The following is a 14564-nucleotide window of genomic DNA, read 5'->3' on the forward strand; positions in this document are numbered from 1 at the left end:
TGGATGATGCATACTGTAAAGGATTCGCCCAAACCGGAAAATAGCACTTGGACCGATGATCAGTGGGATGCGATCGTCACAAGCGGCTCGAACATCCTTGTAGCAGCTGCAGCAGGCTCTGGTAAAACAGCAGTCCTCGTTGAACGAATCATTCGAAAAATATCAGCGAATGCCGATGTCGATCGTCTTCTCGTCGCAACCTTTACGAAAGCGGCTGCAGCGGAAATGAAGGAACGAATTAGAAATGCGTTAGAGCTGGAGCTGGAGCGCCAACCGGAATCTGAGCATTTGCGCCGTCAACTAGCGCTCATGAATCGTGCATCCATTACGACGCTTCACTCATTTTGTATGGATGTCATCAGGCGTTATTATCCGCTAATTGGACTTGATCCTGGCTTTCGTATTGCAAACGAGACGGAGAGTGAGCTTATGCGCCTCGATGTACTCGATCAACTATTTGAGCAAAAATACGAAGGAGCCGGCGATCAAGGTGCTTTTCTCCGTCTTGCAGACCGCTATGGCGGAGAGCGCGGTGATGAGCCTTTATATCGGCTTGTTCAACAATTGTTTGATTTCTCGCAAAGCCATCCATGGCCGGAGTATTGGCTTAGGGAAACAGCTGAAGCATTTAATATTTCGGATGTTACAGCCTTGCAAAGCAGTGAATGGGTCGTCAGTTTAGTCAGTGATATTAAACTCGCCTTAGAGGGTGCTGGGTCGCTGCTTCATCAAGCGTTGGAGCTCACGCGTGAACCGGCTGGTCCTGCGCCTTATGCAGCAACCTTCGAGGAGGATTTGCAGGTTGTTAGCGACCTCTCGGAAATGGTCCATTCAATGCCTTGGGATTCATGGATCGAGCCTTTCCAATCGGTTCAATTCGGGAAGCTGAAGGCAATGCGCGGCGATGAATATGACAAGTCGCTGCAGGAGCAGGCTAAGGAGCTGCGAGATCAAGCGAAGAAGTTGATTACATCGCTTGCTGAGGAGCTCTTTGGCCGGACAGCTGAACAATTTTTGGAAGAGCTGCAGGAGCTGGCTCCGCTAATGCAAGCTTTATCTGAGCTTGTCATTGAATTCGGACAAGGCTATGAAGCAGCGAAACGTGCGAAAGGGATGCTGGATTTTGGTGATTTGGAGCATTATTGCTTGCGGATATTGCGCGATCCATCCTCTACGCCAGAGCAAATGTCACCATCGATAGCAGCAATAGAATTCCAGCAGCAATTCGATGAAATTTTGCTTGATGAGTACCAAGATACGAATATGGTACAGGAAGCGATCGTTTCGTTAATTGAGCGTCCTGGCGTTGGAAATCGATTTATGGTTGGCGATGTAAAACAGAGTATATACGGCTTCCGACTTGCTGAGCCTAAGTTGTTTTTGCAAAAATATAAATCGTACCCCTCTCGTCATGAGGCAAGTAAACTGTCTCATGCGGACCAGCCAACCGCGCTGCGGATTGATTTGGCACGCAACTTCAGAAGTCGAGCTGAGGTTGTGGACGGGGTCAACGCTGTTTTTCGCGCCTTAATGCGTGAGAATGTGGCAGAGATGGATTACGATGAGCGTGCAGAGCTTGTGTGTGGCGCATCCTATCCGGACACCGTGCCGCTGGATCGCTGCCAAGTTGAGTTTGCTGTACTAAACAAAGCGGATTCGGATGATGATGAGACGGATTCAAGTGAAAGTTCAGAGACATCCGAGTTAGCCGATGAGGGCGAACAAAGCGTGAATGGAGTGCCAGTGGAGTCTGCTTCGGAGCTTAAGGCAGCACAGCTGGAGGCACGCTGGATGGCCCAGCAGTTGAACGATTTGGTTGAGAGCGGCTTTCAGGTATATGATGGCAAGCGCCGTGAGAATCGTCCATTGCAGTGGCGAGATGTAGTGATCTTACTGCGTGCGACCCAGCAATGGGCTCCAATTATTATTGAGGAGCTTCAAGGAAGCGGCATTCCAGCTTATGCAGAGCTGAGCAGCGGCTACTTTGAAGCGACAGAAGTAGAGACGATGCTGTCATTGCTTCGAGTTATCGATAATCCGTATCAGGACATTCCGCTTGCTGCTGCTTTGCGTTCGCCGCTATTTACGCTAAATGCGGAAGAGCTTGCCCGCATACGTATTCAATCAGCTAAATCCACCTATTACGATGCTGTTCTTAATGCAGCAGGTGATTTATTTGTAGAGGAAGATACACGCAGAAAGCTTTCGCTGTTCTTGGATAGTCTGGATCGCTGGCGCGAGGAAGCAAGGCAAGGTTCGCTTGCAAATCTGCTTTGGGAAATCTACCGTGAGACAGGTTATTACGATTTTGTAGGAGGCTTGCCAGGTGGCACGCAGCGACAAGCGAATTTACGTGCGCTGCATGACCGGGCGCGTCAATATGAAGCGACATCGTTCCGCGGCTTGTTTCGTTTCTTAAGATTTATCGAACGAATGCGTGATAGCGGCGGCGATTTAGGTACAGCAAGAGCGCTTGGGGAACAAGAGGATGTTGTACGCATCATGTCCATTCATAAGAGTAAAGGACTTGAGTTTCCAGTTGTATTTGTCGCAGGCTTAGGGAAGCTGTTCAATCAACAGGATTTGCGGAGTGCCTTCTTGAAACATAAGGAGCTTGGTTTCGGGCCTCGATTTGTTGATCCTGCACTGCGAATCAGTTATCCGACACTGCCCTATCTGGCCATTCGAAGAGCAATGCGCAAAGAGATGCTTGCTGAGGAAATGCGTATTTTATACGTTGCTTTAACTCGGCCAAAAGAGAAAATGTTTCTCGTTGCAACTGTTGCAGATGCGGATGCCAAGCTGAGGCGCTGGTTATCTTCCGTAGATGATTACGGCAAGATGTCTGATTTCAGGGTGGCTGCTGCTCGCTCCTTTATCGATTGGCTCGGACCGCTGGCCGCTAGACAAATTGACGATAAGCAGCTAGCTCCTGCAAATGCTCCAAAGTGGCAGGCAGGTGTGGTATCAGCTTCTTTATTTGGCACTGAAGCTGCCGCTGGGACAGAAACGCTGCAGATTGATCTTGATATGGAGGGACGGCTCCAAGCAGTAACTACACTCTCGCTTCTCGACCATGTCGAGGTAGAGGAGGAGCTGCGCGAGAGGTTAGAATGGCAATATCCGCATCAAGAGGCAGCAGCGCTGGCAGCCAAAACATCGGTTACGGAAATGAAAAGGTTATATTCGGATATGCAAGAGGATGCTGTTTCATTGGACGAGCTGAACCATCAGGCTGAGGTGATGAAGCAAGCAGGTGATACGGCAGCTCCAGAGGTCCTTGAAGCGCCGAGTACATTCCGGCTGCGCCGCCCTGCCTTTATGGAGGAAAAGTCACTTACAGCGGCAGAGAAGGGTTCTGTTAATCATTTGCTTATGCAGCTTGTCTCTCTCTCTGAAGCAGCTGACGAAACGAAGCTCTTACAGACGCTTGAAGCTATGATTGAACGAAAACTGTTGACATCGAAGCAAGCGGAAGCCATAGATTTGCCTAATGTCGCTGCGTTTTTCGTAAGCGAACTTGGACAGCGGCTGCTTAACGCCGACTGGGTAAGAAGAGAGGTGCCGTTTAGCTGCATGTTCCCAGCAAGCCGCGTATATCCGAATACTAGTGAATTGCTTTCGGAGGAATCAATCTTAATACAGGGTGTTATCGATTGCTTGTTTGAGGATGCTGCCGGTGTTGTATTGTTGGATTACAAGACAGATCGAATTTATAAGCAGCAATGGGCAGAGGCGGCAGAGCGACATCGCTTTCAACTGGATTTGTATGCAGAAGCAATCGAATCCGTTCTTGGCCGCAAAGTGAATGAATGCCACGTCTTTTTCTTTGATGGCGGCCGATCGGTGCAACTGGAGAGAACGAACAAAATTTAAAGGGAGGTTGCGAAGTTGGAACCAAAGCAAACGGGCAAGCGCTCAATTGCGCTGCCAATCACACTTGTTCTTTTAGTATTCAGCTTAATAGGCAACGTTTTCTTGTACTCGCAATTTTTACAACAGAAACAGGAAAACAATTTTGAGAAAGGTCAAAGGATTTTCAAATCAGCTGTACTATCTAAGCAATATGTGGATGAAATGATTCCTCAGCTGGATGCTTTGCTTCAAAGCAAAAGCTTAGAAGATCGTTATGCAATTGTATTTGAACTCAGCAAGGTGGCTGCGAATGGACAGGCTTTGGCAGAATTTACCGCTGAAGCAGCAAGTGTAAGCGCACAGCCAGAAAAAATAAATGCAGAGCTGCCCTTAGCTTATGCAGATGATCTCAAAAATGGGCTGCAATCCATTGGCGGCTACGAAGGTTCATTGAACGAATCCGAAAGTGCGTACATTCGCGGACTGAAAAACTCGTTTGAATCATTTTCCGGGATATTAGAAGGCTTCAACATGAATATTGGGGATAGCCGCACCGCCATGATTCGATTGTCCAGCGGGCTAGATTGGGTTGAGCTTGTTGAGCAGCTGCAGCAGATTATGACCGAGCAATCGGCTAAATTTTCTAAGTAGAAGCAGCAGCTCTAACTGGATTTTTGGGAAATAGACGACGAAATTTTGCGATGTTAGTATAATGATTGGACGAGCGGCTAAAAATTCGGTATGATATGGTAAGGAAAGCGAATAGGGGGTGAAACCTATGGACTGTATTTTCTGTAAACTAATCGAAGGTGCTATACCGTCGAATAAGGTATTTGAGAATGACAGAATTCTCGCGTTCCACGACATACAGCCAGCTGCTCCAGTACATATTCTAATCATTCCGAAGAAGCATATTGCTACGATGAATGATGTTACCGATGAGGACTCTCCAATGATAGCTGAGCTGTTCGCGGTAGCGCGTCAAATCGCCAGAGAGCAAGGAATTGCTGAGTCAGGCTATCGTCTGGTCAACAATGTTAACGCCGACGGAGGACAGCTTGTATATCATCTGCATATCCATCTATTAGGGGGAACGAAACTTTCTCCTCAGGTTTGCTGATATCTAAAGTTGACACTGCCTTTTGGTTTGACATATAATGAAATTTGATAAACCGTGTTATAGCTCTGGACGGTCTGTTTCGGAGGGAGGGAAAACTGGTGTCTGAAACTAAAGTTCGCAAAAACGAAACTATTGATGCTGCGCTTCGCCGCTTTAAACGTTCCATCGCTAAAGATGGTGTTCTAGCTGAGGTGAAAAAACGCAAGCATTATGAAAAGCCAAGTGTAAAGCGCAAGAAGAAGTCTGAGGCTGCGCGCAAGAGAAAGTTTTAGGAGGATCCTTCCATAATGAACCTGAGCGAAAGATTGACCGACGAAATGAAGCAAGCCATGAAGAATCAGGACAAGTTTAAACTTTCCGTTATTCGTATGATGCGCGCGTCAGTGAAAAACTTGGAAATCGATCTCAAGCGTCCTTTGGACGATAAAGAAGTGCTTGATATATTGAGTCGTGAAATCAAACAACGTAAAGATTCCCTCCAAGAATTTAAAAAAGCCGGCCGTGATGATTTAGTAGCGGGTCTTGAGGTCGAAATTGAAATTATTAGTCAATACCTTCCCGAACAGCTGACTGAAGAAGAGATTCAAGAGATAGTAACGCAGACCATCCAAGAACTCGGTGCTTCTTCCAAAGCCGATATGGGAAAAGTTATGAGTGCCCTTTTGCCTAAAACAAAAGGTCGCGCTGACGGTAAACTAGTAAATCAGCTCGTTCAGCAACATCTTAACTAACTAAACATTCGGACTCACAAAACACCCCCTAACGGGGGTGTTTTTTTGTACGTTATACGTATGAATGGTATGATATTGAAATTGCTGTCTGAAACGTTTTTGCGGGGGTAACGTAGTAAGGAGTAAAAATGAGAAAAAGGAGGAACCTTCTTGCACATGAATCGATGGCGAAGAAGATTGTCCGTCACTCCTATCGCATTGGTCGCAGCGGTGTTGATGGTGACGCTTGCAGCGCTATTTGGATCTCCAATGGAGAACGCGAAAGCAGCGAATGATGTTGGCCCGGCTGTATATGTCATTCCAGTTAAACAAACAGTTGAATCTGGGCTTCAATCCTTTTTGGAGCGAGCCTTTAAAGAGGCTGAAGAAGCAAAAGCCGAGCACGTGGTTCTCGTGATCAATACGTTTGGCGGTAAAGTAGTGAATGCGGAAGCTATTGGGCACTTGATAAGGGAGAGTAAAATCCCCACTACTGCATTTGTTGAGGGTAAGGCTGTATCAGCTGGCACATACATTGCTTTAAATGCTGACAATATTATTATGCAGCCTGGCAGCACGATCGGTGCCGCAGCTGTTGTAGATGGCTCAGGAACATTAGAGAGCAACCCCAAAACCATCTCTTTCTGGACCTCTGAAATGAGTGAGTCTGCTGGATTGCAAGGTCGCGACAAAAATATCGCAGTAGCTATGGCGGATCCTAATGCAACAGTGGAATTAAAAGACAAGTTGGGCAGAGATAAGCTTAAAGGAGATATTTTGACCCTATCAGCAAGTGAAGCTGAAAAAGTCGGTTACTCTGAGCATACAGCTGCTAACGTTGACGAAGCGATTAAATGGCTTGGATTAGAAGGCCGTACTCAGATCGAGATTGCTCCGTCACTTGCAGAGAATGTAGCTAGATGGCTGCTCAATCCAGTCGTCATGACTATTTTGCTCATACTTGGAATTGCAGGTGTCGTCATTGAACTGTTAATACCAGGCTTTGGATTCCCTGGAATCGTCGGTATCATATCGTTCGCGCTATATTTCTTCGGTCATTATGTGGCTGGATTTGCTGGAATGGAATCCGTAGTGTTATTTGTAATTGGGATAGCCTTGTTAATTATCGAGGTATTTGTACCAAGCTTTGGCATACTAGGACTACTCGGTAGCGCAGCTTTAGTAACGGGTGTAGTTACGGCGGCATCCGATCCGATGACAGCATTCATCTCCATTGTTATTGCACTTGTTGCAGCGATCATTCTAATCGTTATTTTTGTTAGAATGAACAAATCAAAAGGGATTTGGAATAAATTTATTTTGCGTGAGAAGCTAACGACGGAACAAGGCTTTGTATCGGCTGATATAAAGGATTCTCTGCTCGGATTGCAAGGGATGACATTAACCCCTCTAAGACCGGCAGGAACCGTCGTTATTGGCGACAAACGTATTGATGTAGTTACTTCCGGCGAGTTTATCGATACCAATCGAATGGTAATGGTAATCAAAGCGGAAGGTACTTGGGTTGTTGTTAAAGAAGTGCTTAAATAAACAAAACTATATATTCAAATGGAGGTTGGAATCAATGGATCCAGTCGTATCGTTCTTAATTTTAGCTGTCGTTGTCATTATTGTGCTGTCTGTGTTTCTAAGCTTTTTCCCAATCATGCTGTGGATTTCTGCTTTGGCATCGGGCGTTAGAGTAGGTATTATTACACTCGTTGCAATGCGCTTGCGCCGCGTCGTACCAAGCAGAATTGTCAATCCGCTAATCAAAGCGACAAAAGCAGGACTTGGTCTTAATATTAATCAGCTTGAGAGTCACTTCCTCGCCGGCGGTAATGTCGATCGCGTTGTTAATGCTTTGATTGCTGCTCAACGTGCTAACATTCCACTTATATTTGAACGTGCAGCTGCGATTGATCTAGCTGGTCGTGACGTACTGCAAGCAGTACAAATGAGCGTTAACCCGCGTGTTATTGAGACGCCAATTGTTGCTGCAGTTGCCAAAGATGGTATTGAGGTAAAGGTAAAAGCGCGCGTTACCGTTCGTGCTAATATTGAACGCTTAGTCGGCGGTGCTGGTGAAGAAACAATCATCGCCCGTGTCGGCGAAGGTATTGTAACGACAGTAGGTTCTGCAGGCTCGCATAAGGATGTTCTTGAGAATCCAGATATGATCTCTCGGACTGTTCTTGGCAAAGGACTAGACGCAGGCACGGCGTTCGAAATCTTGTCCATCGATATTGCGGATGTGGATGTAGGTAAAAACATCGGTGCACATCTTCAAACTGAGCAAGCAGAAGCGGACAAGAAAATTGCTCAAGCAAAAGCGGAAGAACGACGCGCAATGGCCGTTGCTCATGAACAGGAAATGAAAGCGAAGGTTGTTGAGATGGAAGCGCGAGTTGTAGAATCGGAATCACAGGTACCGCTTGCTATGGCTGAGGCGCTTAGAAGCGGGAAAATTGGTGTGATGGATTATATGAACTTGAAAAACATTGAAGCGGATACGCATATGCGCAGCTCCATTGGCAAGCAGGATAATCCTTCTGATACAAAAGACGGCCGCTAACAGTTATGGCCATGCTAGTTGCATCGAATTGTGCGACTGCTCCATGGAGGTGAAGGCAAGTTGAGAATTATTGAATTTTTGATGAATAACATATTTATCGTTGTCATTATATTTGGAGCTTTAGCTTCTCTATTTGGCAAATCTGGCGCGAAGAAGAAGCCAGGCCAAATGCCTGACTTCGGAGGCGGAGGTTTGCCGCGAACATTGTTCCCGCAAAGCGGAGACGAGGAACGTGTGCAAGAGCGTCCACAGCCTCAGCCAACAACGGGGCACACTGTTTATCGTTCACTGACTGAACAAGAACGCTCTTCTGAGACGCCGCAGTTAGCGCCTAATCAACGAGAATCTCGAAGTGTGGTATCAAGTAGTGTTAATGTCCCGGTCGCAGTAGAACGCAATTATGGAAGCGAGAGCACTGCCGTCGTATCCGTTCGAGCAGAGGATTTGCGAAAAGCAGTGATCTGGGCAGAAATATTAGGCCCGCCTCGCGCTAAGAGACCCTTTCGAAAATAACATAGAACCGTCTGAGCTTCGTGCTCAGGCGGTTTTTTTTATTTACAGCCATATTTACCGAGCTGTTCGCATATTTTGGTATAGTACATGAATTTCCTTTGCTTTACTTTAACAAACCTTGAGGGAGGCAAAGAATCGTACATGCGCCACATAAAAAAGAGATTTCGCAAAATGACAGCAGAGCTGCTTGATATGCCGCATGACGTCGTATTTGATCTGCCGCGTTTAACGATGATTGGGGACTGTCAATTATATATCGAGAACCATCGAGGAGTCGTTCATTTCTCCAGCGAGCGTCTCAGACTAGCTTTAAGTAAAGGACAACTTGAAGTTACAGGAACTTCCCTTGTCATTCGCACGATCTGGACAGAGGAAGTGTTTATAGAGGGGCAGATAACGAACATCCAATTGATCCCATCAGATACATGAAATAAAGGAACGAAGCACTAATTTATTTGGAGAGAAATGAAATGGAGGGGAATGGACTTGAGCGGACAAGGGGCGAATTGGTTAAAGGGTATGGTTACCATTCATATACGGGGAGGACAACCTGAGCAGCTCGTCAACCGTGCTCTTGCTGGCGGGCTGCAGCTGGCTTCCATAAGATGGACAAGCAGCGGCCTGCTCGAATGCGAGGTGTCGATTAGCGACTTTTTTGGCCTTCGTCCGTATTTAAAGGAGACAGGCTGCCGGGTACATGTTACAAAGCGCAAGGGTCTTCCTTTTCTGCTCGTTAAGGCAGAGCGAAGGAAGTTGTTTGCAGCTGGGATCGTACTGTTCTTTGGAATCATCTTTATGCTATCTTCACTCATATGGAGCATCGATGTGCAGGGGAATGTAAAGCTGACGGAAGATCAGATAAGAGCTGCGGCAAAGGAGGAAGGTTTATTTCCAATGCAGTGGTCTTTTCGTTTAACTGACGCTGATGTGCTGTCCAAGCAGCTCGTGCGCAAGCTTCCTGGTTCTACTTGGGTTGGCGTGGAGAAAAAGGGAACAAAGATTATTATTCAAGTGGTTGAATCCACGATCCCTGAGCAGGCATCCTTAAATACACCACGCCATCTGGTAGCATCTACCGATGCTGTTGTTACGGAGATTATAGCAGAGGCGGGACGGCCCGTCGTTCGAAAAAATACAAGGGTTAAGAAAGATCAAACCTTGATCTCTGGAACGATCGGGGGAGAAATGAATATGCGTACGGTCGTTGCCAAAGGGAAGGTGCGCGGGCTTGTCTGGTACGAGTTCGACATTACTTCACCGCTAGTGCAACAGGTTAAGGTATATACGGGAGATAAAAAGACGAAATGGTTCGCTGTGATCGGCTCGAGAGCACTGCAAATTAGCGGGTATGGAGATTCTTCATTCGACAACTCTGAGGCGATTCTGCATGAAGAGAAAGTCTCGTGGCGCAAATGGTCTCTGCCTATCGGCAGAATGAAGGAGACCGTCATGGAGACACGGATGGAAGAGCGAGCAATTACGGAAGAAGAAGCGAAGAGCGTAGGAATGCTGCAGGCTAAAGCTAATCTGCTCATAAAAGCAGGCAGTGATGCAGTCATCCGCGATGAAATTGTTTTGCATGAAAAGGCGGACAATGGTAAAGTTTATATGAAAGTTCTTTTTGAAGTCGAGCAATCTATCGTTAAGGAAATGCCACTAGTCCATATGCAGGGAGAATGAGGATTGTTGCAAATTGAAACGAAAGTAGTAAAGATACCGCTCGGCAACGCAGCGGAAGGACTTGGAGTATTCGGACCACAGGATAATTATTTGCGTTTGATTCAATCGCAAGTGGAATCATCGATTACTTCGCGGGAAGCCGAAATTGTTATATCGGGCCGAGCTGAAGAAGTTGAATCGTTAGAGCAGCTTTATAATGTGCTGTTGCAGCTTGTTCGAGGCGGCTATAAGCCCACAGAGCGAGACATCGCATATGCTCTTGAACTCGCAAAGACCATGCAGGCAGAAGAGCTGCTAGACTTGTTTAAGAAAGAAATTACAACTACCTATCGCGGAAAGCCGATTCGTGTAAAGACGATCGGACAACGTCATTATGTGAAGACGATTCGGAAGAAGGATGTCGTATTCGGAATAGGACCTGCCGGAACAGGTAAGACATATTTGGCAGTCGTGCTGGCTGTAGCTGCGCTGAAGGAAGGTTCTGTGAAAAGAATCGTCTTGACTAGACCTGCTGTTGAAGCTGGTGAAAATTTAGGCTTTTTGCCTGGGGATTTGCAAGAAAAGGTTGATCCATACCTACGACCGCTATACGATGCACTGCATGACGTGCTTGGTCCAGACCAAACGGTTAAGGCGCTTGAGCGCGGCATGATCGAAATTGCTCCGCTTGCCTATATGCGCGGCCGTACGCTGGATGATGCGTTTATTATTTTGGATGAAGCACAAAATACGACACCAGAACAAATGAAAATGTTTCTGACAAGACTAGGATTTGCCTCGAAAATGGTTATTACGGGAGACGTTACGCAAATCGATTTGCCACGAGGAAAGAACTCAGGCTTGATTGAAGCTCAACGGATCTTGAAGGATATTGACGAAATTGGCATTATCCTATTCTCAGAGCAGGATGTCGTTCGTCATTCACTCGTTCAAAAGATCATTGTTGCCTACAACTGGGATGCTGAAAACAAAGCCTAGAAAGGGATGTCTGCTGCATGAACCCATACCAGAGTGGAAAACAGGGGAACTTGCTGCCGTCAAAAACGGTGGGTTGGAAGCAGAGTTCAGCCGTTCGCTCAGTGCTGATGTTGATGTTTGTGCTGCTGTTTTATTTCAGCCTATCTCCGCATCTCGTTCCTGAAACCTATGATATTCAGGAGGGTACCGCTAGCGAAAAGGACATTAAAGCACCCTTCCAAATTAAAGACGAGAAGGCGACCAGGCAAGCTGAAGAGGACGCTGCTGACAAGATCGATGCTATATATTCAATAGTACCGTTACGTAACGAGGTGTTGGTCGACCAGATCTTTGTTCGTATTGAGCAATTGAATCAGGACGATCAAGTAACCTTACAAAATAAGATTGATATTTATCGCAATGAAATTCCAGGCCGTTATTCGGAATATGTTGATACTTTTGTTAAGCTAAACAAAGGTAGGGGGACATATAATGACACATTGCTAGAGGAAATGGCGCTCATTGCCAAAGAGCAGCAGTATACCATTCCAGAAGAAACTTTTTACAAAATGCCTAACTTATCAACAGAATCGCTAACCGAGATGCGCGAGGTAGCTCGGGATATTGTGCGTAAACTGACGGTCGAACAGCTGCGCGAGGCTGAGACCGCTCGCACACAGGTCGCTGAACTCGTAAACGCCAGCACGCTTTCAAGTCGGACAAGCCGGGAAATTGTACAGGAACTGGCGAGATTCGCCATCATGCCGAATAAATTTCTTGATAAGGAAGCGACGGACGAGGCAAAGGTACTTGCTAAGCAGAATACGACGCCAGTTGTCATCAAAGAAGGCGAGCTGATCGTGAAGCGCGGTCAGATGATTACTCCTGATTTGTATAAGCTGCTCGTGGATTCCTCTCTCTTGCAGGATAAGAAAAATTATTGGCCGCAGTTCGGTCTGTTGATTATGTCCTTAATGTTTATCGTCGTAATCTATGCTTATTTGCATCAATCGGGAAGTATTAACGGAATTAAGCCAAAATATAACAATGCATCGCTGTTGATGTTGTGGCTTATTTTCCTAATCAATATTATTACGATTGAGATTATTTCTTTGATACAAACAGATGCTGCCCCTTATGCAGGTTATTTGGCACCAGCTGCACTAGGTACGATGCTGATTACATTGCTGCTGGATATGCATCTTGCTATGATTAGTTCAATTCTATTCTCAATAATGGGCAGTATTATATTAAATACAAGCCAGCATCAAATCTTTGATTTTAAGTACGGCTTCGTTATTATTGTCGTATCGTTTGCTGCTATTTTCTCCATTCACAGAGCAAGTCAACGATCTACAATTTTAAAAGCAGGAATTATGGTAAGTTTATTTGGCTCATTATCGGTTCTGACGATATTGCTGCTATCTGAGCAGCTCGAGCGCGCTCCTTTTATTTATTCCGTTGCATTTGCATTTGCAAGCGGATTAATAACTGCAGTGCTCGTCATCGGATTGATGCCTTTCTTTGAAGTTACATTCGGTATTTTATCAGCACTAAAGCTGGTTGAATTGTCTAATCCGAATCATCCGTTGCTTCGCAAGCTGCTGACAGAAACACCAGGAACCTATCATCACAGCGTAATGGTTGGTAATTTGTCTGAAGCGGCAGCGGAAGCGATAGGCGCTGATGGTCTGTTATGTCGTGTTGGATCGTTTTACCATGATATCGGTAAGACTAAGCGGCCAAATTATTTTATAGAGAATCAATCCAATATTGAAAATCCTCATGATTCCATTGATCCGAAGCTGAGCAAATCAATCATTGTTGCGCATGCAAGAGATGGTGTAGATATGCTTAAAGGACATAATATTCCTAAGCCGCTTCGGGATATAGCTGAACAGCATCATGGGACTACATCGCTTAAGTTTTTTTATTACAAAGCGGTAAAGCAGGCTGAAGAGCAGGGTATTGAGCCTGCCTTCACGGAAGATGATTTCCGCTATCCTGGTCCAAAAGCACAGTCAAAGGAAGCTGCTGTTGTTGGCATCGCAGATTGTGTCGAGGCAGCGGTTCGAAGCTTGCGTAACCCGACCGTGGAGCAGGTAGAGGCTATGATTCACAAAATTATAAAAAACAGGCTGGACGATAATCAATTTAATGAATGTGATTTAACGTTGAAGGAATTAGACAGAATTGCGCAGTCACTAAAAGAAAGTGTAATTGGCATCTTCCATTCTCGTATCGAATATCCGGATGATGTGAAAACAAAGGAGCGTTTGGCATGAGCTTGCAACTAGGCTGGAGCAATGAACAGGACAAGATGGAAATACCTGATGAGTGGATTGCGAAAATTGAGCAACTGCTGCAATTGGCGGGTAAAGCGGAAGGGATTTCGGATGGCGAGGTATCGCTTACGTTTACAAACGATGAGGATATACACCAACTGAACCTTGAATATCGCGGGATTGATCGTCCAACTGACGTATTGTCTTTTGCTATGCAGGAGGATGGAGTAGAAGAACTTGATATCATCTTCGAGGTAGAGAGCGAGGATGAGGCAGATCCGATTTCTGGCATGCTTGGCGATATTATCATTAGTGTCGATACGGCTCTTGCACAAAGTGAAGAGTATGGACACTCATTGGAACGTGAGATCGGATTTTTGTTCGTGCATGGTTTTCTGCATTTAATCGGTTATGATCATCAGGATGATGAAACTGAAGCAGAAATGACCGCAAAACAAGAAGCGATTTTGCAGCAAGCGGGCTTGACTCGTTAATGTATAAGTTTATCAATAGCTTCGCAGTCGCAATTTCTGGTATCGGCTTTGCTATTCGGACTCAAAGACATATGCAGTTTCATATGATTGCTGGGACAGTTGTATGTGGTATAGGATTCATAGTGTCACTTGAACCGTTAGAATGGGCGATAATCTTACTTGCGATTGCAGTAGTTGTTAGTGCCGAATTGATTAATACAGCAATTGAACAAGCGGTTGATCTTGCAAGTCCTAACATTCATCCGGTTGCTAAAGCCGCGAAGGATGCTGCTGCAGGAGCCGTATTAATTGCTGCTGCCATTTCTGCTATTATAGGGCTGCTCATACTTGGGCCGCCCTTATGGCATTTAATAATGGATTAAATAAACAAACTGA

Annotated in this window: 14 protein-coding genes; all 14 read left to right on the forward strand. The window is 45.7% G+C overall.

The genetic code is table 11. The features are described 5' to 3' along the window. Positions 1 to 6: 6 nt before the first annotated feature. Positions 7 to 3876 (forward strand): helicase-exonuclease AddAB subunit AddA, encoded by a 3870-nt coding sequence (gene addA, locus AC0YN6_RS12300; RefSeq protein ID WP_475747474.1) that lies wholly within the window; start codon positions 7 to 9, stop codon positions 3874 to 3876. Positions 3877 to 3891: 15 nt separating this feature from the next. Further along, positions 3892 to 4506 (forward strand): hypothetical protein, encoded by a 615-nt coding sequence (locus AC0YN6_RS12305; RefSeq protein ID WP_475747135.1) that lies wholly within the window; start codon positions 3892 to 3894, stop codon positions 4504 to 4506. Between the two features lie 127 nt (positions 4507 to 4633). After that, on the forward strand, positions 4634 to 4975 hold the full coding sequence (locus AC0YN6_RS12310) for a histidine triad nucleotide-binding protein (RefSeq protein WP_475747136.1): 342 nt from the start codon (positions 4634 to 4636) through the stop codon (positions 4973 to 4975). Positions 4976 to 5073: 98 nt separating this feature from the next. Then, a complete protein-coding gene (gene rpsU / locus AC0YN6_RS12315) occupies positions 5074 to 5247 on the forward strand; it encodes a 30S ribosomal protein S21 (RefSeq protein WP_005547957.1) in 174 nt (57 codons plus the stop codon). Between the two features lie 15 nt (positions 5248 to 5262). Further along, positions 5263 to 5706: a GatB/YqeY domain-containing protein gene (locus tag AC0YN6_RS12320; RefSeq protein ID WP_475747137.1), complete on the forward strand. Its 444-nt coding sequence runs from the start codon at positions 5263 to 5265 to the stop codon at positions 5704 to 5706. A 156-nt stretch (positions 5707 to 5862) separates the two neighbouring features. Beyond that, positions 5863 to 7236, forward strand: coding sequence for an NfeD family protein (locus AC0YN6_RS12325; RefSeq protein ID WP_475747138.1), 1374 nt, complete (start codon positions 5863 to 5865; stop codon positions 7234 to 7236). 34 nt (positions 7237 to 7270) lie between these two features. After that, positions 7271 to 8260, forward strand: a complete 990-nt coding sequence (floA, locus tag AC0YN6_RS12330; RefSeq protein WP_475747139.1) for a flotillin-like protein FloA — start codon at positions 7271 to 7273, stop codon at positions 8258 to 8260. Between the two features lie 60 nt (positions 8261 to 8320). Next, complete coding sequence (locus AC0YN6_RS12335; RefSeq protein WP_475747140.1) at positions 8321 to 8773, forward strand: hypothetical protein; 453 nt, start codon at positions 8321 to 8323, stop codon at positions 8771 to 8773. A gap of 141 nt (positions 8774 to 8914) precedes the next feature. Next, positions 8915 to 9202, forward strand: a complete 288-nt coding sequence (gene yqfC / locus AC0YN6_RS12340) for a sporulation protein YqfC (RefSeq protein ID WP_475747141.1) — start codon at positions 8915 to 8917, stop codon at positions 9200 to 9202. A 51-nt stretch (positions 9203 to 9253) separates the two neighbouring features. Next, positions 9254 to 10453, forward strand: a complete 1200-nt coding sequence (gene yqfD / locus AC0YN6_RS12345; protein ID WP_475747475.1) for a sporulation protein YqfD — start codon at positions 9254 to 9256, stop codon at positions 10451 to 10453. A 6-nt stretch (positions 10454 to 10459) separates the two neighbouring features. After that, positions 10460 to 11431, forward strand: coding sequence for a PhoH family protein (locus AC0YN6_RS12350; protein ID WP_475747476.1), 972 nt, complete (start codon positions 10460 to 10462; stop codon positions 11429 to 11431). 17 nt (positions 11432 to 11448) lie between these two features. After that, positions 11449 to 13695 (forward strand): HD family phosphohydrolase, encoded by a 2247-nt coding sequence (locus tag AC0YN6_RS12355; protein WP_475747142.1) that lies wholly within the window; start codon positions 11449 to 11451, stop codon positions 13693 to 13695. Next, a complete protein-coding gene (gene ybeY / locus AC0YN6_RS12360; protein WP_475747143.1) occupies positions 13692 to 14189 on the forward strand; it encodes an rRNA maturation RNase YbeY in 498 nt (165 codons plus the stop codon). The genes AC0YN6_RS12355 and ybeY overlap by 4 nt, the downstream gene beginning before the upstream one ends. Further along, entirely contained in the window at positions 14189 to 14551 is a 363-nt protein-coding gene (locus tag AC0YN6_RS12365) for a diacylglycerol kinase family protein (protein ID WP_475747144.1), read from the forward strand. Before ybeY ends, AC0YN6_RS12365 begins: the two co-directional genes overlap by 1 nt. Positions 14552 to 14564: the final 13 nt, after the last annotated feature.

The organism is Paenibacillus sp. J22P15, assembly GCF_056269345.1.